This window comes from Streptomyces sp. AHA2, from assembly GCF_036857595.1.
GTDB lineage: Bacteria > Actinomycetota > Actinomycetes > Streptomycetales > Streptomycetaceae > Streptomyces.
The window spans coordinates 609,815-631,002 of record NZ_JAUQWJ010000003.1; the positions used below are offsets into that span (position 1 = coordinate 609,815).

Below are 21,188 nucleotides of genomic sequence, written 5' to 3' on the forward strand. Positions count from 1 at the left end.
GACATTCGGACTCTTTCCTACGGGGGTTGAGATGTATCAGGCGGTACGGGCGCGGCTGCGTGCCCTGGTGTGCGGGATGCGGGCGGCGCGCAGGGACGCGGGGATGGTCACCTCCGAGTACGCGATGGGCATCGTGGCCGCGGTGGCGTTCGCGGTGGTGCTCTACAAGGTCGTCACGAGCGGCACGGTCAGCGCGGAGCTGCAGGCCATCGTGAAGGGCGCCCTCGATGCGCGGATGTGAGCGGGGCGGGGACCGGGGGTTCGTGACGGCGGAATCGGCCGTGGTGCTGCCCGTGCTGGTCATGTTCGCGATGGCGCTGGTGTGGGGACTGCTGGTCGTGGCCGCGCAGATCCAGTGCGTGGACGCGGCGCGCACCGGTGCCCGCGCGGCTGCCCGCCAGGACCCGCCCGGGCGGGTCGTGCGACTGGCCCGGGAGGCGGCGCCGCCCGGCGCGAAGGTCACCGTCAGCCGGGGGCCGGAGCAGGTCCGGGTGGTGGTCGTGGCCGAGCCGCCGGTCCTGCGCGGTCTGTCCTTCGCCGTGCGCGAGGAGGCCGTGGCGTCGGTGGAGGAGGCGGTGGGGGCATGAGGGGCCGGGGCCACAGCCTCGTGTCCGGGAGGTGCCCTGATTCCGGAGGCGGTGGCTCGCGGCAGGGGCCTGCCTCGGACCGCGGGTCCGCCACCGTGTGGAGCGTCGGGGCCGTCGCCGTGCTGTGTGTCGTCTTCGGCGTGGTCCTCGCGCTGGGACAGGCGGTGGTGATCCGGCACCGTGCGGCGGGCGGAGCGGATCTCGCCGCCCTCGCGGCGGCGGACCACTGGGCCGAGGGCGCTACGGAGGCCTGTGCCCTGGCCGGCCGGGTGGCCCGGGCACAAGGCGTACGGCTGGTGCGATGCGAGGTCACCGGAGAGATCTCGGACGTGACGGCGGCCTCGGGGCGGGGGCCGTTCACCGCGCGGGTCAGGGCCCGGGCCGGGCCGCCGGCGGTGACGGACGGGGCGGTGTCGGCGGAGGGCACGGGGCGGAAGGAGGGCGGCGACGCTCCTCGGCGGGGTCGGTAGCCGGGCGTCACGGGCCGGACTGATCGGCCAGGGCGCCCCGGCCGCGCAGGCCGGCTACTCCTTCGTCTCGGCCTCCCGTTCCTCCGGCTCCGCAACGGCCTCCTTCCTCGGCTCCCCGTCGGCTTCGCTCGGCCCGGGCCCCCCGCCCGGTTCCTTCTCCTCGGGGGCTCCCTCCAGGAGCACCGTGAGGAGGCGCACCGCGCCCCTCTTGTGCAGCGGGTCGTTGCCGTTGCCGCACTTGGGGGACTGGATGCAGGACGGGCAGCCGGCCTCGCACTCGCAGGACGCGATGGCCTGGCGGGTGGCGGTCAGCCAGGTGCGGGCGGTGTGGAAGGCGCGCTCCGCGAAGCCCGCGCCCCCGGGGTGGCCGTCGTAGACGAAGACGGTGGGCAGGAGGGTGTCGGGGTGGAGGGGGATCGACACGCCGCCGATGTCCCAGCGGTCACACGTCGCGAAGAGGGGCAGCAGGCCGATCGAGGCGTGCTCCGCGGCGTGCAGGGAGCCGCCGAGGATCTCCGGGCTGATCCGGGCCCGGTCGAGCTGGTCCTCGGTGACGGTCCACCACACGGCCCGGGTGCGCAGCGTGCGGGGAGGGAGGTCGAGCTTGGTCTCGCCCAGGACCTCACCGGTGATGAGCCGGCGGCGCAGGAAGGAGACGACCTGGTTGGTGACCTCGACGGAGCCGTAGCACAGCCGGCCGTCGCCCCAGGGGATCTCGACGTCGGTCTCCAGCACGGAGATGGCGGTCGTGTCGCGGGCGACCGTGGAGTAGGGCGGGGATGCCTCCTCGACCAGTGCGACGGAGTCCTCCAGGTCGAGGGAGCGCACGAGGTACGTGCGGCCCTGGTGCAGGTGGACCGCTCCCTCGTGGACGGTCGAGTGCGCCGCGCCCGCGTCGACCGTGCCCAGCAGCCGGCCCGTGCTCGCCTCCACGACCTGGACCGGCCGTCCGCCCTCGCCGCGGATGTCGGTGAGGTCGGCGGCGCGTTCGCGGCGGGTCCAGTGCCAGGCGCGGGTGCGGCGGCGCAGCAGCTTCGCGGCCTCCAGTTGCGGCAGCAGGCCCTCGGCGGTGGGACCGAACAGGGCGAGGTCCTCGTCCGTCAGGGGCAGTTCCGCGGCGGCCGCGCACAGGTGGGGGGCGAGGACGTAGGGGTTGTCCGGGTCGAGGACCGTCGACTCGACCGGCTGGTCGAACAGGGCCTCCGGGTGGTGGACGAGGAAGGTGTCCAGCGGATCGTCCCGGGCGACCAGGACGGCCAGCGCTCCCTGGCCGGACCGCCCCGCCCGGCCCGCCTGCTGCCACAGGGAGGCCCGGGTGCCCGGGTAACCGGCGATGACGACGGCGTCGAGGCCGGAGATGTCGATGCCGAGTTCGAGGGCGTTCGTCGCCGCGAGGCCGAGGAGTTCACCCGAATGGATGGCTCGCTCCAGTGCGCGGCGCTCCTCCGGGAGGTAGCCCCCCCGGTAGGCCGCGACACGCCCGGCCAGCGAGCGGTCCACCTCGGCCAGTCGCTCCTGCGAGATGACGGAGATCAGCTCGGCGCCGCGCCGGGAGCGGACGAAGGCGACCGAGCGCACGCCCTGGACGGTGAGGTCGGTCAGCAGGTCGGCGGCCTCGGCGGTGGCCGTGCGGCGGACGGGGGCGCCCTTCTCGCCGTGCAACTCGGTCAGCGGCGGCTCCCAGAGGGCGAACACCAGTTCACCGCGGGGTGAGGCGTCGTCGGCGACCTCGACGACCGGCAGGCCGGTGAGGCGCCGCGCGGCGACCGCGGGCTCGGCGGCGGTGGCGGAGGCCAGCAGGAAAACCGGCGACGCGCCGTACCGGGCGCACAGGCGCCGCAGCCGGCGCAGCACCTGGGCGACGTGGGAGCCGAAGACGCCCCGGTAGGTGTGGCACTCGTCGATGACGACGTAGCGCAGCGACTTCAGGAAGGAGGACCAGCGGGGGTGGGAGGGGAGCATGCCCCGGTGCAGCATGTCGGGGTTGGTCAGCACGTAGTTGGCGTACTGGCGGATCCACTCGCGCTCCTCGAACGGAGTATCGCCGTCGTACACGGCCGCCCGCACGGAGGTGCCGAGCGGTTGTGAAAGTTCCTTCACCGAGCGGCACTGGTCCGCCGCGAGGGCTTTCGTGGGAGCCAGGTACAGGGTGGTCGCGCCGCGGCCGTTCGGGGCCTCGGAGCCGTCCAGGAGGGTGGACAGCACGGGCACGAGGTAGGCCAGGGACTTGCCCGAGGCGGTGCCGGTGGCCACCACGACCGAGTCGCCGTCCAGGGCGTGCCCGGCCGCCCGGGCCTGGTGGGCCCAGGGGTGTGCGATGCCCGCCGCCCGCACGGCCGCCACGACCTCCGCGCGGATCCGGTCCGGCCAGACGGCATGCCGACCCGCGCGCGGGGGCAAGTGCTCCGTATGAGTAATGCGCGAAGCCCTGCTCGGACCGGACGCGAGCCGGTCCAGGACCGCGCCCGGGGCGGGCCGGGAGGCGGGGTCCGTCGGGGTTCGATCGGATCGGTGATTCTTGGCCATCGGCACCGAGTGTGTCACTGGCGTGACGGACAATGGAGCCAAGGCGTCGTGCACGCCTGCCGGTAAGTGATTGAATGCCATCGCGGCTGGCGAAGCGTCCAAGGGCTGAAGCCGAGATGCCCCAAGGGCGACCGCTCGATAGCAAGGTGCTGGAGGATCCGTGGACCTGTCCCTGTCGACCGAGACCATGGGCGATCGCACGATCGTCAGGGTCGGTGGCGAAATCGACGTATATACCGCGCCCAAGCTGCGCGAGCAGTTGGTCGAGCTGGTGAACGACGGCAGTTTCCACCTTGTCGTCGACATGGAGGGCGTGGACTTCCTCGACTCCACCGGACTCGGCGTTCTGGTCGGCGGCCTGAAGCGCGTGCGGGCCCATGAGGGCTCCCTGCGCCTGGTCTGCAACCAGGAGCGCATTCTGAAGATTTTCCGCATCACCGGCCTCACCAAGGTGTTCCCGATTCACACCTCGGTGGAGGAAGCGGTTGCGGCCACCGACTGACACCGGTCCCGGGCCCCGTGCCCGGGCCGGCCGATGTTCGGCGGAAGTGAAGACCGAGGGGGCCCGGGCTTTCGGCGGCCCGGAGTCCCTCGACAGCACGCCCGAAGTTGCGAGGGGGATGCATGGCCACCGTTGAGCTCCGCTTCAGCGCGCTGCCCGAGCACGTCAGGACCGCCCGGCTGGTGGCGGCAGCGGTGGCGCGCAGGGCCGGAGTGGAGGAGGCCGTCCTCGACGAGGTCAGGCTCGCCGTCGGCGAGGCGTGCACCCGGGCCGTCGGACTGCACCAGACCGGCGGGATCTCGGCACCGGTGAAGGTGCTGCTGATCGAGGAGGAGAAGCAGTTCTCCATCGAGGTCGGCGACGAGGCCCCGCACGCGGCACCCGGCGACCGCGCATCCGGCGCCGGGGACGGCGACGGCGAGACCGACGAGGACGAGATGGGCCTCGCGGTCATCAGCGGACTCGTCGACGACGTCGAGGTCAGTGCGGGAGAGCACGGTGGATCCATCAAGATGACCTGGCCGACGACGCCGCCGCCGACGATCCTGGTCTGATCCGGCCACCGTCCACATCGTTCTTCCCGAAGGGCCCCACCCGTGGGGCCCTTCGTCGTGTGCGGGTGCCGGTGATCGCCTTTACAGTGGGTCCTGTGCCGTTCATCGCGTGAATTCGTTCACGATCATTTCGCGTGTCGCATGGTGCTCCGAGAATGCTTTCAGGGCATTACGTCGCAGGCGAATTCCGTTTATCGCGCACTGTTTTGATCAGGTTCCGGTACCTAGAATCCCGTCCACATCTTGAGCTCAGCCCAAGCGTCAAGGAGGACGAATGGCGGGGCTTTCCATCACACCACAGTCGGGCCGACCCACCGACCTCGCAGCCGCCGTACTGACCGACGGCAACCGTGTGCTCGTCGTGGTCATCGCGGTCGTCGCACTGGCGGCCCTGGTACTCGCGGGGGTCCTGGTGCGCCAGGTGCTCGCGGCGGGCGAGGGCACCGACAGCATGAAAAAGATCGCGGCAGCGGTCCAAGAGGGCGCGAACGCCTATCTGGCGCGGCAGCTGCGCACGCTCGGCGTATTCGCCGTGGTCGTGTTCTTCCTGCTCATGCTGCTTCCCGCGGACGACTGGAGTCAGCGCGCCGGACGTTCGGTGTTCTTTTTGATCGGAGCGGCGTTCTCGGCGGCCACCGGTTATATCGGCATGTGGCTCGCCGTCCGCAGCAATGTGCGCGTCGCCGCGGCGGCGCGCGAGGCGACACCGGCGGAGGGCGAGCCGGAAAAGGATCTGACCGCCGTCTCGCACAAAGCGATGAAGATCGCTTTCCGTACGGGTGGCGTGGTCGGCATGTTCACGGTGGGCCTCGGCCTGCTCGGTGCCTCCTGCGTGGTGCTGGTGTACGCCGCCGACGCGCCGAAGGTGCTGGAGGGCTTCGGCCTCGGGGCCGCGCTGATCGCGATGTTCATGCGGGTCGGCGGCGGCATCTTCACCAAGGCCGCCGACGTCGGCGCCGACCTGGTCGGCAAGGTCGAGCAGGGCATTCCGGAGGACGATCCGCGCAATGCCGCGACCATCGCCGACAATGTGGGCGACAACGTCGGCGACTGCGCGGGCATGGCGGCCGACCTCTTCGAGTCCTACGCCGTCACCCTGGTCGCCGCACTGATCCTCGGCTCGGCGGCCTTCGGCGACGCCGGTCTCGGCTTCCCGCTGCTGGTGCCGGCGATCGGTGTGATCACGGCGATGATCGGCATCTTCGCGGTGGCGCCCCGGCGGGCCGACCGCAGCGGCATGAGCGCCATCAACCGCGGCTTCTTCATCTCCGCGGCGATCTCGCTCGTGCTGGTGGCGGTGGCCGTGTTCGTGTACCTGCCGGGCAAGTACTCGGAGCTGGACGGCGTGACCGACGCCGCCATCCAGGGCAAGGACGGCGATCCACGGATCCTCGCCCTGGTCGCGGTGGCCATCGGCATCGTGCTGGCCGCCCTGATCCAGCAGTTGACGGGCTACTTCACGGAGACCACCCGACGGCCCGTCCGGGACATCGGCAAGACCTCGCTGACCGGTCCGGCCACCGTCGTCCTCGCCGGTATCTCCGTGGGTCTGGAATCGGCCGTCTACACCGCCCTGTTGATCGGACTCGGGGTGTACGGGGCGTTCCTGCTCGGCGGCACGTCGATCATGCTCGCGCTGTTCGCGGTGGCGCTGGCCGGCACCGGCCTGCTCACCACGGTCGGTGTGATCGTCGCGATGGACACCTTCGGGCCGGTCTCCGACAACGCGCAGGGCATCGCCGAGATGTCCGGTGACGTCGAGGGCGCGGGCGCGCAGGTGCTCACCAACCTGGACGCGGTCGGCAACACCACCAAGGCGATCACCAAGGGCATCGCGATCGCCACGGCCGTGCTCGCGGCGGCGGCGCTGTTCGGGTCGTACCGCGACGCGATCTTCACCGGGGCGCGGGACGTGGGCGAGAGGCTCAGCGGCGAGGGCGCCCCGATGAGCCTGATGATGGACATCTCGCAGCCCAACAACCTGGTGGGCCTGATCGCGGGCGCGGCGGTCGTCTTCCTCTTCTCGGGGCTGGCGATCAACGCCGTGTCGCGCTCGGCGGGTTCCGTGGTCTTCGAGGTGCGGCGGCAGTTCCGCGAGAAGCCCGGGATCATGGACTACAGCGAGAAACCGGAGTACGGCAAGGTCGTCGACATCTGCACCAAGGACGCCCTGCGCGAGCTCGCCACCCCGGGTCTGCTGGCCGTGATGGCGCCGATCTTCATCGGGTTCACGCTGGGCGTCGGCGCGCTGGGCGCGTTCCTGGCGGGCGCGATCGGCGCGGGCACGCTGATGGCGGTGTTCCTCGCCAACTCCGGTGGCGCGTGGGACAACGCCAAGAAGCTCGTCGAGGACGGCCACCACGGCGGCAAGGGCAGCGAGGCGCACGCGGCGACCGTGATCGGCGACACCGTCGGCGACCCGTTCAAGGACACCGCCGGTCCCGCGATCAACCCGCTGCTGAAGGTCATGAACCTGGTGGCTCTGCTCATCGCGCCCGCGGTGATCAAGTTTTCCTACGGTCCGGACAAGAGCATCGGGGTGCGCGTCCTGATCGCGGTCCTGGCGTTCGTCGTCATCGTCGGGGCGGTGTACGTGTCGAAACGGCGCGGGATCGCCATGGGCGACGACGACAACGCCGAGCCCGAGCCTCCGAAGCCCAAGTCGGCCGATCCGGCGGTGGTTTCGTAGGGACGTTCCTGGATATCCGGCTCAAGGTGTGGGCGGGCGGCGCGCGTTGCGCGTCGCCCGCCCGCGCTGTGCGGGTGCACGACCACGCGTGAGCCTTCTCTCGCTTGGTGCAAAAGGTTACAAAATGGTCTTATTAGGCGTTCGGCGTGCGGTTGCCGTGCATGCGGCGTGTATGTTCCGGGGCCGAGAGCCATGGAAGGGACCAAACCGGTGAACAAGAAGCTCGCGGCCGCACTGTCCGGCGGTGCGGTACTGGTACTGGCGCTGTCCGGCTGCGGCGGCGACGACGGCGACGACAAGCTCGATGCCTGGGCCAAGCAGGTCTGCGACGCCGTGCAGCCGCAGGCAAAGAAGATCGAGTCGGCGAACGCCGCGATCCAGAAGCAGACCTCGGACAACAGCGCGCCCGAGGACGTCCAGAAGACCGACGCGCAAGCCTTCCAGGACATGTCCGACGCCTACAAGGCGATCGGCAGCGCCGTGAACAAGGCCGGGGCGCCGGACGTCGAGAACGGCGAGAAGAAGCAGCAGGACGCGGTCAAGGAGCTCAACTCGATCTCCGCGTCGTACGCCTCGCTGAAGAAGCAGGTGGACGAGCTCGACACCAAGGACCAGGGCAAGTTCGCCGACGGCCTCAAGGACATCGCCGGCGAGCTGGACAAGCTGAGCCAGAGCGGCAACGACGCCCTGAAGAACCTGGAGGAGGGCGAGGTCGGCCAGGCGATGGCCCGGCAGTCCAGCTGCAAGGCGGCCACGGCCTCGGCGGGCGCGACGCAGAGCTGACCGGCGCCCGGGCGGGGCGGCGGCCCGTCGGGGCACGCCGGTGCCCGGGCCGGATCACGGCGGCGGTACGGCCGTCGTGCCCGGGCCGGATCACGGCCGTACGGAGTCCGTGCCCGCGCCGGATCACGGCCCTGTGGCGTCCGGGGCCTTGCCGGGTGACGCCCGGGCCCGTACCGACGGTGCTCGTGCTCGTGAAGAGGGACGACGACCGTGCCCGTGCCGTGCGGCGCCCCCGCCCGCCCGGGCGTCGGCGGCACGGGCGCGTGCGAACCCGTCCCCGGCGGCCACAATGGTGGCGTGAGTAACGCCAGCCAGTCACCCCTGCCCCCGCTGCCCGCCGCCGACCGGCCCGAGGTCGCCGCCCGGCTCCGGGACGCCCTGCTCGCGGCCTCCTTCACCGCCGACGGACTGCTCGACCTGCTCGGTGCCCCCGCGTACGCGGCGCTGGCCCGCAGCGAGACCGTGCCCGCACTGCGGGCGACCCGCGGGGACACGCCGCTGGAACTGCTCGTCCGGCTGTTCCTGCTCCAGCAGCCCGCGCCGCACGGGCGCGTGGCGGAGGTGCTGCCCGTGGACGCCTGCCTGGAGAGCGGCTGGCTGACCCGTGCGGGCGAGGGCGAGCTGGCCGCCACGGTGGACGTGCGGCCCTACGGCGGGCCCGACGGCGAGGACTGGTTCATCGTCTCGGACCTGGGCTGCGCGGTCGGCGGCGCCGGCGGGATCGGACGCCGTGACGAAGGGGTCGTCCTCGGCGTCGGCGGTGCCTCCACGACCCTTGCCGGCATCACCGTCCGCACACCCGTCGCCGCCGCGCTCGACCTGGGCACCGGCTCCGGCATCCAGGCGCTGCACGCCGCCCGGCACGCCACGCGCGTGACGGCCACCGACCTCAACCCGCGTGCCCTGCACATCACCGCGCTCACGCTGGCGCTGTCCGGCACCCCGGCCGCCGACCTGCGCGAGGGTTCCCTCTTCACGCCCGTCCGCGACGGCGAGAAGTACGACCTGATCGTCTCGAACCCGCCGTTCGTGATCTCGCCCGGCGCCCGGCTGACCTACCGCGACGGCGGGATGGGCGGGGACGATCTGTGCCGCACGCTCGTTCAGGAGGCGGGGGAGCGGCTGAACGAGGGCGGTTTCGCGCAGTTCCTCGCCAACTGGCAGCACGTGGAGGGGGAGGACTGGCAGGACAGACTCAGGTCGTGGGTGCCCCGCGGCTGCGACGCGTGGATCGTCCAGCGCGAGGTGCAGGACGTCAACCAGTACGCCGAGCTGTGGCTGCGGGACGCCGGTGACCACCAGGGCGACCCGGCGGAGTACCAGGCCCGGTACGACGCGTGGCTCGACGAGTTCGAGGCGCGCAAGGTGAAGGCCGTCGGCTTCGGCTGGATCACCCTGCGCAAGGCGGACGCCGCCGTGCCCTCGGTGACGGTCGAGGAATGGCCGCACCCGGTCGAGCAGCCGCTCGGCGACACCATCCGCCACCACTTCGACCGGCTCGACTTCCTCCGCCGCCACGACGACGCCGCTCTCCTCACCGAGCGCTTCCGGCTCACCGCCGAGGTCGTGCAGGAGCAGGTCGGGCTGCCGGGTGCGGAGGACCCCGAGCACATCGTGCTGCGCCAGAACCGCGGCATGCGCCGGGCCACCCGGGTGGACACCGTCGGCGCGGGCTTCGCGGGGGTGTGCGACGGCTCGATGAGCGCCGGCGTCATCCTGGACGCCATCGCCCAGCTGGTCGGCGAGGACCCGGTGCTGCTGCGCGACCGCACCCCGGCGCAGATCCGGCTGCTGGTCGAGCAGGGCTTCCTGGAGCCGGCCCGCTGAGGCTCCCCCGCGTACGTCCGGCCCGCACGAGCGGTCCGGCCGGACGGGTCCGCCGCCGGTCGGTCCGGGCCGCCCGCCAACAAATTCGAGTCGATTTGAACACCTCGTCCGGCACCGGCCGTGCCGGACGAGGCGGCCTTGACCGCACCGGCGTGCGGACCGCGTTCACCTCGGGTTCGCCTCCTCGCCGCCCACGCGTGACAGCCTCCCCGGGCTGGACACGGGTGGGTGGGAGAAAAGGGGCGCGGCGAGCCATGGAGAGCGAACCGGCGATCTTCGCGGGAGCGGTGTTCTCCCTGTTCGGGGGCGGACTGCTGGCGTGGACGGTGGCGTGCGTGCGGCAGGAGCGGCCCGTCGCCGAGGGTGTGAGGCCGGTCGCATCGGCGGCCGTGGCGGGCGTGGTCGCGGTGCTCGCGCTGGCGGCCGGAACCTGGTGCTTCACGCGCCTGTGAAGGGTGGTCCGGCGGGACGTCCGCCGGTGGTCCGAGGGGGCGCGCACCGCACGGGGCCGGGCCTGGGCCCCGCACTCCGGGCGGCAGGAATGGTGGTAGTCGGGTTACCGTTCGAGTGGCCGTTGCGGGCTTTTCCCGTTTGACACGGGGGCGGGATGTACCGTCACACTCCGCAGCGTCACCACGTACCCAGCCCCGGCACACGACTCCGGGGAGGCCCCAGCGTCGACCGGAGAGAAGAGCGAAGTTGTCCCCGACCAGCGAGACCGCGAAGGGCGGCCGCCGACTCGTCATCGTCGAGTCGCCTGCCAAGGCGAAGACGATCAAGGGCTATCTCGGCCCCGGATACACCGTCGAGGCGAGCGTCGGGCACATCCGCGACCTTCCCAACGGCGCCGCCGAGGTGCCCGAGAAGTACACCGGCGAGGTCCGCCGCCTCGGTGTGGACGTCGACCATGACTTCCAGCCGATCTATGTGGTCAACGCCGACAAGAAGGCGCAGGTCAAGAAGCTCAAGGACCTGCTGAAGGAGTCCGACGAGCTCTTCCTCGCCACCGATGAGGACCGCGAGGGCGAGGCCATCGCCTGGCACCTGCAGGAGGTGCTCAAGCCGAAGGTCCCGGTCAAGCGGATGGTCTTCCACGAGATCACCAAGGCCGCGATCCAGGCCGCCGTGGCCAACCCGCGCCAGCTCAACCAGAGGCTCGTCGACGCCCAGGAGACCCGCCGCATCCTCGACCGCCTGTACGGCTACGAGGTCTCGCCGGTCCTGTGGAAGAAGGTCATGCCGCGGCTGTCCGCGGGCCGCGTCCAGTCCGTCGCCACCCGGCTCGTGGTGGAGCGGGAACGCGAGCGCATCGCCTTTCGTTCGGCTGAGTACTGGGACCTGACGGGCACCTTCGCGACCGGCCGCGCCGGAGACCCGTCGGACCCGTCGTCGCTGGTCGCGCGCCTGCAGACCGTCGACGGCAGGCGGGTCGCGCAGGGCCGCGACTTCGACTCCCTGGGACAACTGAAGAGCGCGAACACCCTCCACCTCGACGAGGCGGACGCCCGCGCCCTGGCCGCCGCCCTGGAGCAGACGCGGTTCGCCGTCCGTTCCGTGGAGTCCAAGCCCTACCGCCGCTCGCCGTACGCCCCGTTCCGTACGACGACGCTGCAGCAGGAGGCGAGCCGCAAGCTCGGCTTCGGCGCGAAGGCCACCATGCAGGTCGCGCAGAAGCTGTACGAGAACGGCTACATCACCTACATGCGTACGGACTCCACGACGCTGAGCGACACGGCGGTGGCCGCCGCCCGCGCCCAGGTCACGCAGCTGTACGGCGCCGACTACCTGCCGCCGCAGCCGAGGACGTACGCCGGCAAGGTCAAGAACGCGCAGGAGGCCCACGAGGCGATCCGCCCCTCGGGCGACCGCTTCCGCACCCCTGCCGAGACGGGACTGACCGGTGACCAGTTCAAGCTCTACGAGCTGATCTGGAAGCGGACCGTCGCCTCCCAGATGAAGGACGCGACCGGCAACAGCGTCACGGTGAAGATCGGCGGCACCGCCTCCGACGGCCGGGACGTCGAGTTCAGCGCCTCCGGCAAGACGATCACCTTCCACGGCTTCCTCAAGGCCTACGTGGAGGGCGCCGACGACCCGAACGCCGAGCTGGACGACCGCGAGCGCCGGCTGCCGCAGGTCTCCGAGGGCGACGCCCTGACCGCCGAGGAGATCACGGTCGACGGGCACGCCACCAAGCCCCCGGCCCGCTACACCGAGGCCTCCCTGGTCAAGGAGCTGGAAGAGCGCGAGATCGGCCGCCCGTCGACGTACGCGTCGATCATCGGCACGATCCTCGACCGCGGCTACGTGTTCAAGAAGGGCACCGCCCTGGTGCCGTCCTTCCTGTCCTTCGCCGTGGTCAACCTCCTGGAGAAGCACTTCGGGCGGCTCGTCGACTACGACTTCACCGCCAAGATGGAGGACGACCTCGACCGCATCGCCCGCGGTGAGGCGCAGTCCGTGCCGTGGCTGAAGCGGTTCTACTTCGGCGAGACGGGGCCCGACAGCGGCTTCGCCGCGGGGGCCGCCGACGCCGGCAACGGCGACGGGGACCACCTCGGCGGTCTGAAGGAACTGGTCACGGACCTGGGCGCGATCGACGCGCGCGAGGTGTCGTCGTTCCCGGTGGGCAACGACATCGTGCTGCGGGTCGGCCGCTACGGGCCGTACATCGAGCGCGGGGAGAAGGACACCGAGCAGCACCAGCGCGCGGACATCCCCGACGACCTCGCCCCCGACGAGCTGACGGTCGAGCTGGCCGAGGAACTGCTCGCCAAGCCGAGCGGCGACTACGAGCTCGGCACCGACCCCGCCACCGGCCACACGATCGTCGCCAAGGACGGCCGCTACGGCCCGTACGTGACGGAGATCCTCCCCGAGGGCACCCCGAAGACGGGCAAGAACGCGGTCAAGCCGCGCACGGCGTCCCTGTTCAAGTCGATGTCCCTGGACACGGTGACCCTCGACGACGCGTTGCGGCTGATGTCGCTGCCGCGGGTCGTCGGCACCGACGCCGAGGGCCAGGAGATCACCGCGCAGAACGGCCGCTACGGCCCGTACCTGAAGAAGGGGACGGACTCGCGCTCGCTGCAGTCCGAGGAGCAGCTCTTCACCATCACGCTGGAGGAGGCGCTGGCGATCTACGCCCAGCCCAAGCAGCGTGGCCGGGCCGCGGCCAAGCCGCCGCTGAAGGAGCTGGGCACGGACCCGGTGAGCGAGAAGCCGGTCGTGGTCAAGGACGGCCGCTTCGGCCCGTACGTCACCGACGGGGAGACCAACGCGACCCTGCGCTCCGGCGACAGCGTCGAGACGATCACCCCCGAGCGCGGCTACGAGCTGCTCGCCGAGAAGCGGGCCAAGGGCCCGGCGAAGAAGACCGCGAAGAAGGCGGCCAAGAAGGCCCCGGCGAAGAAGGCGACGACGGCCAAGAAGACGACGGCCAAGAAGACCACGGCCGCGAAGACCACGGCCGCGAAGACCACGGCCGCGAAGAAGACGACGGCGAAGAAGACCGCCGCCAAGACCACCGCCGCCGAGACCACCGCCAGGAAGACGGCCGCCAGGACGGCGACCGCCACGAACCCGGCGGACGACTGAGGCCGTTGCGTCCCTGGTGAAGAGAGTGTGACAACCCGTCGGAGATCCGGGGGCCGAGGCCCGGGTCTTCGCCCCGGGTTCGGAATGCGAACGCCCCGGCAACACTTCGGTGTCGGGGCGTGCGCATGCCAGACCGGGCGGACCGTGGTGTCGGTGGCTGCCGATAGGCTGAACGCATGACGCGAGCCGACGAACCGACGGCCCCTCAGCCGGCCCCCGACGACGCACTGGTCACGGACTCCCGCGAGCGCGCCGTCCGCGCCCTGCTGCGACGGCCGCAACTGAGGCGGTTGTGGAGCGCCCAGCTCGTGGGCGGCGTGGGCGACACCCTCGCCCTGCTCGTCCTGGTCCTGCTCACGGTCCAGGCGGCTGTCGCCGAGGGCTCCTTCGGCGGTGGGTACCGCGGCGCGGCGTTCGCAGTGGCGATCGTTTTCGGCGTGCGCATCCTCGCGACGCTGCTGTTCGGGGCCGTTCTGCTCGGTCCGCTCACCGCGCTCACCTCGCAGGACGGCCCGCTCGACCGCCGCTGGACCATGGTCGGCGCGGACGGTGTGCGCGCGGCGCTGCTCATCGTCGCGCCCCTGTGGATCGACTGGACGCCCGGCAACGCGCCGGCGCTGCTGCTCGTCACGGTCTTCGTCGCGGGTGTCGCCGAGCGGTTCTGGACGGTGTGCCGGGAGAGCGCGGCCCCCGCCCTGCTGCCCGCCCCGCCCCCCGAGGGCGCGACGGTCCGGCCGCTGCCCGACCACATGGACGCCCTGCGCCGCCTGTCGCTGCGCACCGGCTTCGTGGCGATCCCCCTCGCCGCGCTCGTACTCGTCGTCGCGTCCCTGTTCAACAACGTTCTGGGCGCCGGCATCGACTGGTTCGGGCGGCACCAGGCGGCCCTCGCCTCCTACGTGGCGGCCGGACTGTTCGCCGCCTCGCTGTCCGTCCTGACCTTCCTGGAGCTGCCGGGTACGCGCACTCCCCGCGCGCGGTCGCCGCTGGAGGGACTGCGCCGCCCGAGGACCGGCACCGGCGCGGACAGGGGCCGCACCGGCGCGACGCCGCTGCTCGTCCTCGCCTGCGCGGCCGTCGCCGCCGCCGTCTCGGCCGCCGTCGCCGCGGCCGTGCTGCACGCCAGGGACCTGGGCGGCGGCCCGGTGCTGTACGGGCTGTTCGTCGCCGTGCTCACCGGAGGGGTCGTCGTCGGCATCCGCACCGCCCCGGCGCTGCTGCCCGCGCTGTCGCGGCGCCGGCTGCTGGCGCTGACCATCGCCTTCACCGGTGTCGCGCTGCTGGCCGCCGGGCTCGTCCCGGACGTCACCACCGTGCTGCTGATCCTGGCGCTGGCCGGCGTCGGGGCGGGCATGTCCGCCAACATCGGGCACACGCTGCTCGACCAGGAGACCGAGGAGTACCGGCGCCCCCGGACGACGGAGCACCTGCACGCGGTGGTCCGGGTCTGCGTGGCACTCGGCGCGGTCCTCGCCCCGCTGGTGGCGGCGGGGATCGGGCCGCACCGCCTGGAGAGCGGCAAGTTCGTCTTCGCGCACGGCGGCGCGGCCTTCACGCTGATGCTGGCCGGCGCCCTGCTGCTGCCCGTCGCCGCGCTGGTGCTGGCCAAGGTCGACGACCGTTCCGGCGTGCCGCTGCGGCAGGACCTGAAGGACGCCCTGCTCCGCGGTGACGACCCCGACCAGGCCCCCGCGGCCACCGGCTTCTTCATCGCCCTGGAGGGCGGCGACGGGGCCGGCAAGTCCACGCAGGCCGAGGCCCTCGCCGAGTGGATCCGCGCCAAGGGCCACGAGGTCGTGCTCACGCGCGAGCCGGGGGCGACGCCCGTGGGCAAGCGGCTGCGGTCGATCCTGCTGGACGTGTCGAGCGCCGGCCTGTCCCACCGCGCGGAGGCCCTGCTGTACGCGGCCGACCGGGCCGAGCACATCGACACCGTCGTCCGGCCCGCCCTGGAGCGCGGCGCGGTCGTCATCTCCGACCGGTACATCGACTCCTCGGTGGCCTACCAGGGAGCGGGCCGGGACCTGTCGCCGACCGAGATCGCCCGCATCAACCGCTGGGCGACGAACGGACTCGTGCCGCATCTGACCGTGCTGCTGGACGTCGCGCCGGAGACCGCCCGCGAGCGGTTCACGGAGGCTCCCGACCGGCTGGAGTCCGAGCCCGCCGAGTTCCACGCGCGCGTGCGGGCCGGTTTCCTCACCCTGGCCGCCGCGGACGCCGGGCGGTACCTGGTGGTGGACGCCGCGCAGGAGCCCGAGGCCGTCACGACCGTCATCCGGCACCGGCTCGACCAGGTGCTGCCGCTGTCCGAGGCCGAGATCAAGGCCCAGGAGGAGGCCCGGAGGAAGGCCGAGGAGGAGGCCCGCCGCAAGGCCGAGGAGGAGGCCGCCCGCAAGGCCGAGGAGCAGCGCCTGGAGCGCGAGCGCCAGGAGCAGCTGGCCAAGCTGCGCGCCGAGGAGGAGGAGCGCAAGCGCCGCGAGCTGGAGGAGGCGCAGCGCCGCGAGGCCGAACGGCAGGCCGAGGAGGCCCGGCGCCGGGCCGAGGAAGCGCGCAGGAAGGCCGAGGAGGAGCGGGCACGTCTCCTCGCGGAGGAGAAGGCCCGCGCCGAGGAGGAGGCCCGCCGCAAGGTCGAGGAGGAGCGGCGCCGCAAGCAGGCCGAGGAGGAGGCACGGCTGCGTGCCGAGGCCGAGGCGCTCCGGCTGGAGAAGCAGCGCAAGGCCGAGGAGGCCCTGCTGCGGGCCGAGGAGGCGCGGCGCCTCGCGGAGGCGGCGGCGGCCGCCGCCGAGGCGGGCCCCAAGAGCCCCCCGCGCGGCCCCGCGGCGTCCGCGGCCGGCCGGGACGCGGCGACCGTGCCGACGCCCGTGGTGACGCCGGGCGGCTCGGCGGAGGACACGACCGTGCTGCGTCCCGTGCGGGACGAGAACGCCGGCGACCGCGACTCGCGCCGGGCGTCCGGTGCCTCCGCTTCCGGCGCGTCGGCGTCCGGTGCCTCCGCGTCCGGTGTGTCCGAATCCGAGGTGACGGCCGAGCTGCCGTTGCCGCCCGCTCCGCAGGGCACGGGGGAGGAGACGGAGGTGCTGCCCGCGGTTCGCCCCGGTGCCGCGCCCGGTCCCTCAGCGGACGAGCCGTCCGGCGCGGCCGACGAGACGGCCGTCCTGCCTCCGGTCCGCCCGGAGGACCCGGAGGACACGGCCGTACTGCCGCCCGTCCGGCCGGACGCCGAGGAGACGGCGGTGCTGCCGCCCGTGCGCGGTGACGGACCGGAGGACCGGGTGCCGCCCGGGTACTTCCGCGACGAGGCCGCCCGGCCCGACGGCGGCGAGGACCGCACGCGGGAACTGCCCCAGGTCGACCCCGAGGGCGCGCCGCGCCGCCGCCGCTCCGACTGGGCGGAGGAGACCCCGCTGGACGACCTCCCGTCCCTGGCGGACGAACTCCTCGGACCCCGCGAGGACGAGCCGGACGAGGGCCGGGGCCGCCGGGGCAGGGGCGGCCGGGGCCGCTGAGGCCTCCGGCGGGCCCGAGAGGTGTCCGGCGGGCGGCCGAGAGGCTTCCGGCGGGTCAGGGGCGTCGTACCGGGCCCGGGCCGAGCGGGGGCGGGAACCCGGTCCGCGCCGACCTGCCCGGGCTTTGCCGGCCCGGGATCGCCTGCCCGGGCTCGACCGCCAGGCCGGGCCGACCCGGCGGGGTCCGTGCGGTCGGACCGGGCCGGCACGCACCCGCCGGCCACGCCCGGCCCGGCGGACTCGATCCGGCGGGTGCTCGCGAGGCCCGGGCAGGCCGGTACGGCGCGGACGGCCCGGCCCCCCTTACCTCCGGCGGCACCTTTGTCGCCCAGCCCCCGCCCCCGCCCCCGCCGCCGCTGTCAGTGGCCGCCCCCACAATGGACCTGGCAATGCGCAATGTGACGGAAGGGCGGCGTGACCCGTGACCGTGTGGGACGACCTCGTCGGGCAGGAGAGGGTGAGCGAGCAGCTTGACGCTGCCGCCCGGGACGCCGACGCCCTGGTCACCGCGGCCTCCGCCGACGCCCCGCCGCCCGAGGCGTCGAAGATGACGCACGCCTGGCTGTTCACGGGCCCGCCCGGAGCCGGGCGGAACCAGGCGGCGCGGGCCTTCGCGGCGGCCCTGCAGTGCGTCAGCCCCGACCGCGCACTCGGCGGCTCGCCCGGCTGCGGCTTCTGCGACGGCTGCCACACCGCCCTGATCGGCACGCACGCCGACGTCACCACCGTCGCCGCGGTCGGCACGCAGATCCTCGCCGACGACATGCGCGACACCGTCCGCAAGTCGTTCACCTCGCCGGCGAACGGACGCTGGCAGATCATCCTCGTCGAGGACGCCGAGCGGCTGAACGAGAAGTCGGCCAACGCCGTCCTCAAGGCCGTGGAGGAACCCGCCCCCCGCACGGTCTGGCTGCTGTGCGCCCCCTCCATCGAGGACGTCCTGCCGACCATCCGCTCCCGCTGCCGCCACCTGAACCTGAGCACGCCGTCGGTGGACGCCGTCGCCGACATGCTCGTCCGCCGCGAGGGCATCGAACCGCCCGTCGCCGCCGCGGTGGCCCGCGCGACCCAGGGCCATGTCGACCGCGCCCGCCGCCTGGCCACCGACCCGGCCGCCCGGGAGCGGCGCGCCGCCGTGTTGCGGCTGCCGCTGCGCGTCGAGGACGTCGGCGGTGCGCTGAAGGCCGCCCAGGAACTGGTCGACGCGGCCGCCGAGGACGCCAAGCAGCTCGCGGAGGAGACCGACGCCAAGGAGACCGAGGAGCTGAAGGCCGCCCTCGGCGCGGCGCAGGGCGGTCGCATGCCGCGCGGCACGGCGGGCGTGATGAAGGACCTGGAGGACAAGCAGAAGCGCCGCAGGACGCGCACCCAGCGCGACAGTCTCGACCTCGCGCTGACCGACCTGACGTCCTTCTACCGCGACGTCCTGGCCCTCCAGCTCGGCTCGCGCGTGGCCATCGCCAACGCCGACGCCGAGGAGGCTCTGGAGCGGCTCGCCCGCGGCAGCACCCCCGAGTCCACGCTCCGGCGGATCGAGGCCATCGCCGCCTGCCGGGACGCCCTCGACCGCAACGTGGCGCCCCTGCTCGCGGTGGAGGCGATGACCATGGCGCTGAGAGCGGGCTGAGGCTCCGCGGGAGCTCCGGCGGACGCCCGTGGGAGACCCGGCGGGTTGACGGTGTCACTCGTCCGAGGCACGCCCCGCACGCAGGGCACTTGAGGCGTCGCTCAGCGTTACGCTCGCTGGATGTACACGAGGCGCCCCCCACGCTCCGCCACCGCCCCCCGCTCCGGCGGCGGCCACCGCAGGACCCGCAGCCGGGCCAGGACCGCGGCCGGTCTGCTCGCCACGGCCGCGCTGCTCGTCTCCGCCTGCTCCTCCGGAAGCTCCACGTCCACCGCGTCGGCGGCCGGAGGCACGGCCGCCCTGGCCGCCCTGCCGCAGGCCACCCCGGCGGCCCTCGCGTCGTACTACGGGCAGAAACCGGCCTGGCGGGGTTGCGGCGTCCCCGGCTTCGAGTGCGCCACCGTCAAGGCGCCCCTCGACTACGCCGAGCCCACTGCCGGCGACGTGAAGCTCGCCGTCGCCCGCAAGAAGGCCACCGGTCCGGGCGAACGGCTGGGCTCCTTGCTCGTGAACCCCGGCGGGCCGGGCGGCTCGGCGGTCGGCTACGTGCAGCAGTACGCGGGCATCGGCTACCCGGCCGAGGTACGGGCCCGCTACGACATGGTCGCGGTCGACCCGCGCGGCGTGGCCCGCAGCCAGCCCGTCCGCTGCCTGGACGGGCCGGACATGGACAGGTACACGCAGACGGACTCCACGCCCGACGACGTCGAGGAGACGGACGGGCTGGTCACCGCCTACCGGACGTTCGCCGAGGGATGCGGTGCGGACGCGCCCCGGCTGCTGCGCCATGTGTCCACCGTGGAGGCGGCCCGGGACATGGACATCGTCCGGGCGGCGCTCGGCGACGAGAAGCTGAACTTCGTCGGAGCCTCCTACGGCACCTTCCTCGGGGCGACGTACGCCGGGCTGTTCCCGAAGCGGGCCGGCCGGCTGGTGCTTGACGGCGCGATGGACCCGTCGCTGCCCGCGCGGCGGCTGAACCTGGAGCAGACGGCGGGCTTCGACACGGCGTTCCGCTCCTTCGCCCGGGACTGCGTCCGGCGGTCCGACTGCCCGCTGGGCGGCGCGGGCACCAGGCCCGAGCAGGTCGGGAAGAACCTCAAGGCCTTCTTCACCGAGCTGGACAGGCGGCCCGCCCCCACCGGCGACGCCGACGGACGCCGGCTGACCGAGTCGCTCGCCACGACCGGCGTGATCGCGGCGATGTACGACGAAGGGGCCTGGGAGCAACTGCGCGAGGTGCTGACCGCGGCGATGAGGAAGAACGACGGCTCCGGGCTCCTCGCCCTCTCCGACAGCTACTACGAGCGGGACGCCGACGGCGCCTACAGCAACCTGATGTTCGCCAACGCCGCGGTGAACTGCCTGGACCTGCCGGCCGCCTTCGACACCCCCGACGAGGTGCGCAGGGCGCTGCCCCAGTTCGAGAAGGCGTCGCCCGTGTTCGGTGAGGGCCTGGCGTGGGCCTCGCTGAACTGCGCGTACTGGCCGGTCCGGGCCACGGGGGAGCCGCACCGCATCGAGGCGAAGGGCGCGGCGCCCATCCTGGTGGTCGGCACGACCCGCGACCCCGCGACGCCCTACCGCTGGGCCCGGGCCCTGGCCGGTCAGCTCTCCTCGGCCCGCCTGCTCACCTACGAGGGCGACGGGCACACGGCCTACGGGCGCGGCAGCTCCTGCATCGACCGGACGATCAACGCCTACCTCCTGCGGGGCACCCCGCCGCCGGACGGGAAGCGCTGCTCGTAGCGGCTGCTCCGGCCCCGGAAGCCCGGCCTCCGGGGCTGGTGCGGAGCACCCTCGGAAACTGTGTAGACTTACCGTCGTTGCTGATCGCACCATAGTGCGGACAGCGCGCCGCCTTAGCTCAGATGGCCAGAGCAACGCACTCGTAATGCGTAGGTCTCGGGTTCGAATCCCGAAGGCGGCTCCACTGGAACCCCAGGTCGGATGGATCCCGGCCTGGGGTTCCGTCGTGCGGTGAGGGTGCTCTGCCGATCCCGTCGAAGGAAGTTCCGCGGTGATGTCGAGAACCCGGTGGTGGCTTCGTCCCCGGGGTGAGCGCGACCACAATGGGTCGCATCCGCACCGAGGAGAGCACCATGGCCAAGTACCTGCTGCTGAAGCACTACCGCGGCGCCCCGGCGGCGGTGAACGACGTGCCGATGGACCAGTGGACGCCGGAGGAGATCTCCGCGCACATGCAGTACATGCAGGACTTCGCGGACCGGCTGGAGAAGAGCGGGGAGTTCGTCGACGGTCAGGCGCTCGCTCCCGAGGGGGCGTGGGTCCGCTACGACGGGGAGGGGCGCCCGCCGGTCACCGACGGCCCGTTCGCGGAGACCAAGGACCTCATCGCCGGGTGGATGGTGATCGACGTCGACACCTACGAGCGGGCCGTCGAACTGGCCGGTGAACTGTCCGCGGCGCCCGGGAAGGACGGGAAGCCGATCCACGAGTGGCTGGAGGTGCGCCCGTTCTACGGCGTGCAGCCCACCGTCACGGAGTGACCGCACC

15 protein-coding genes and 1 tRNA gene are annotated in these 21,188 nt (G+C 72.8%); 15 read left to right on the forward strand and 1 reads right to left on the reverse strand.

The annotated features are described in order from the left end of the window. Positions 1–31 precede the first annotated feature (31 nt). From Q5694_RS10155 to Q5694_RS10165, 3 genes are read left to right on the forward strand one after another with little or no spacing between them, the layout of a single operon-like run. A complete protein-coding gene (locus tag Q5694_RS10155; protein WP_333932225.1) occupies positions 32–241 on the forward strand; it encodes a DUF4244 domain-containing protein in 210 nt (69 codons plus the stop codon). Beyond that, positions 228–587: a TadE family type IV pilus minor pilin gene (locus Q5694_RS10160; RefSeq protein ID WP_333932226.1), complete on the forward strand. Its 360-nt coding sequence runs from the start codon at positions 228–230 to the stop codon at positions 585–587. Before Q5694_RS10155 ends, Q5694_RS10160 begins: the two co-directional genes overlap by 14 nt. Beyond that, positions 584–1,057: an Rv3654c family TadE-like protein gene (locus Q5694_RS10165; protein ID WP_333932227.1), complete on the forward strand. Its 474-nt coding sequence runs from the start codon at positions 584–586 to the stop codon at positions 1,055–1,057. Before Q5694_RS10160 ends, Q5694_RS10165 begins: the two co-directional genes overlap by 4 nt. Before the next feature lie 54 nt (positions 1,058–1,111). Here Q5694_RS10165 and Q5694_RS10170 read toward each other — a convergent pair whose 3' ends face one another. After that, the gene (locus tag Q5694_RS10170) at positions 1,112–3,664 is read right to left on the reverse strand and encodes a DEAD/DEAH box helicase (protein WP_333932228.1); all 2,553 of its coding nucleotides are present in this window, start codon (positions 3,662–3,664) and stop codon (positions 1,112–1,114) included. Between the two features lie 79 nt (positions 3,665–3,743). Here Q5694_RS10170 and bldG point away from each other — a divergent pair, with 79 nt between their 5' ends. The 12 genes from bldG (at position 3,744) to Q5694_RS10230 (ending at position 21,181) form a co-directional block, all read left to right on the forward strand. After that, positions 3,744–4,085, forward strand: coding sequence for an anti-sigma factor antagonist BldG (bldG, locus tag Q5694_RS10175; protein WP_003991900.1), 342 nt, complete (start codon positions 3,744–3,746; stop codon positions 4,083–4,085). Between the two features lie 122 nt (positions 4,086–4,207). Then, on the forward strand, positions 4,208–4,639 hold the full coding sequence (locus Q5694_RS10180) for an ATP-binding protein (protein ID WP_333932238.1): 432 nt from the start codon (positions 4,208–4,210) through the stop codon (positions 4,637–4,639). 274 nt (positions 4,640–4,913) lie between these two features. Then, complete coding sequence (locus tag Q5694_RS10185) at positions 4,914–7,328, forward strand: sodium-translocating pyrophosphatase (RefSeq protein WP_333932239.1); 2,415 nt, start codon at positions 4,914–4,916, stop codon at positions 7,326–7,328. A gap of 192 nt (positions 7,329–7,520) precedes the next feature. Then, positions 7,521–8,111 carry a small secreted protein gene (locus Q5694_RS10190; protein ID WP_333932240.1) on the forward strand — a complete coding sequence of 197 codons (591 nt, stop codon included), beginning with the start codon at positions 7,521–7,523 and terminating at the stop codon, positions 8,109–8,111. A gap of 297 nt (positions 8,112–8,408) precedes the next feature. Further along, positions 8,409–9,938 carry a DUF7059 domain-containing protein gene (locus tag Q5694_RS10195; protein WP_333932241.1) on the forward strand — a complete coding sequence of 510 codons (1,530 nt, stop codon included), beginning with the start codon at positions 8,409–8,411 and terminating at the stop codon, positions 9,936–9,938. 254 nt (positions 9,939–10,192) lie between these two features. Beyond that, positions 10,193–10,390: a hypothetical protein gene (locus Q5694_RS10200; protein ID WP_333932242.1), complete on the forward strand. Its 198-nt coding sequence runs from the start codon at positions 10,193–10,195 to the stop codon at positions 10,388–10,390. A 247-nt stretch (positions 10,391–10,637) separates the two neighbouring features. Then, complete coding sequence (gene topA, locus Q5694_RS10205; protein WP_333932243.1) at positions 10,638–13,535, forward strand: type I DNA topoisomerase; 2,898 nt, start codon at positions 10,638–10,640, stop codon at positions 13,533–13,535. A 176-nt stretch (positions 13,536–13,711) separates the two neighbouring features. After that, complete coding sequence (gene tmk / locus Q5694_RS10210) at positions 13,712–17,044, forward strand: dTMP kinase (RefSeq protein ID WP_333932244.1); 3,333 nt, start codon at positions 13,712–13,714, stop codon at positions 17,042–17,044. Positions 17,045–17,465: 421 nt separating this feature from the next. Further along, entirely contained in the window at positions 17,466–18,671 is a 1,206-nt protein-coding gene (locus tag Q5694_RS10215) for a DNA polymerase III subunit delta' (RefSeq protein ID WP_333932245.1), read from the forward strand. A 120-nt stretch (positions 18,672–18,791) separates the two neighbouring features. Further along, a complete protein-coding gene (locus Q5694_RS10220; RefSeq protein WP_333932246.1) occupies positions 18,792–20,420 on the forward strand; it encodes an alpha/beta hydrolase in 1,629 nt (542 codons plus the stop codon). 107 nt (positions 20,421–20,527) lie between these two features. Then, positions 20,528–20,604 (forward strand) — tRNA-Thr (locus Q5694_RS10225). Positions 20,605–20,773: 169 nt separating this feature from the next. Further along, positions 20,774–21,181: a YciI family protein gene (locus tag Q5694_RS10230; protein ID WP_333932325.1), complete on the forward strand. Its 408-nt coding sequence runs from the start codon at positions 20,774–20,776 to the stop codon at positions 21,179–21,181. Positions 21,182–21,188 lie beyond the last annotated feature (7 nt).